This window comes from Arhodomonas sp. KWT (assembly GCF_010993615.1).
The window spans coordinates 1,343-2,519 of the sequence record NZ_WNXE01000144.1 but is presented as its reverse complement, the minus strand read 5'-3'; the positions used below and the strand labels follow the sequence as shown (position 1 = coordinate 2,519).

The window sequence follows — 1,177 nt, the reverse complement described above, 5'->3', positions numbered from 1 at the left end:
CTGGCTGTGGCGGGACTGGCGCGGCGGCGAGCTGCGGCTGCTCGCCCTGGCGGTGGTGGTCGCCGTGGCCGCGGTGACCTCGGTGTCCTGGCTGGCGGAGCGCGTCGGTGCCGCCACCGAGGCGCGTGCGGCGGACCTGCTCGCCGCGGACCGGGCGGTGGAGCGCCCCGAGCCCATTCCCGGCGGCTGGGTGCGCCGGGCCCGCTCCGAACACGGCCTTGCCACCGCGCGGACCGCGGAGTTCCCCAGCGTGGTGGTTGCCGGTGAGCGCACCCAGCTCGTCTCGGTGAAGGCGGTCACGCCGGGCTACCCCCTGCGCGGGGAGTTGCGTGTGAGTGACGGACTCGACGGGGCCGAGCGGGCGACCACGGAGACACCGGCACCGGGGTCGGTCTGGGTCGCCCCGCGGCTGCTGCGCCTGCTGGGGCTGTCGGTCGGTGACCGCCTGGCCCTCGGGCAGGGGGAGTTCCGCATCGCCGGGGTGATCACCCTGGAGCCGGATCGTGGGAGCTTCTTCAACAGCCTTGCCCCGCGGGTCCTCATACCCTATGCGGACCTGGAGGGGACCGGCCTCATCGGACCGGGCAGCCGGGTTCGCTACAAACTGCTGGTGGCCGGTGACCGCGCGGCGGCGACCGCGTTTACCGACGCCCTCGCCGCGGAGCAGGGCAACGCGGTGGAGATCGAGACACCGGAGGACCAGGGGCGCGGCGTCGGCGAGGTGGTGGACCGGGCCCGGCGTTTCCTGGGCCTGGGGGCGCTGCTCACGGTGGTGGTCGCCGGTGTGGCGGTGCTGCTGACCGTCCGCCACTATGCTGAGCGCCAGGTGCTCGCGGTTGCCGTGATGCGGGCTGTGGGGGCGCGGCGCCGGCGTCTGACGGCGCTGTTCGTCGCCCGGCTGTTCTGGCTGGCCCTGTTCGCGGGGGCCGTCGGAGCGGCGCTCGGGTTCGTGGTGCATGCCGGGATGCTGGCACTGGTGGCCGACCTCATCGGCCGGGATATCCCACCGCCGGGCTGGCGGCCGCTGGCGGTGGGGTGGCTCACAGCCGCGGCGGCGCTGTTCGGCTTCGCCCTGCCCACGCTGCTGCGGCTGCGTGATGTCCCGCCGATGCGGGTACTCCGGCGCGAGGCCGCGGCGGGTCTGCTGCGCGCGGGTGTGCCGGTGGCCGTGGCCGCG

1 protein-coding gene is annotated in these 1,177 nt (G+C 75.4%); it reads left to right on the top strand.

Annotated elements, in window-relative coordinates; all coding sequences use genetic code 11:
• A partial coding sequence (locus G7A99_RS15150) for an ABC transporter permease (RefSeq protein WP_240466300.1) occupies positions 1-1,177 on the top strand: 1,177 nt, incomplete at both ends.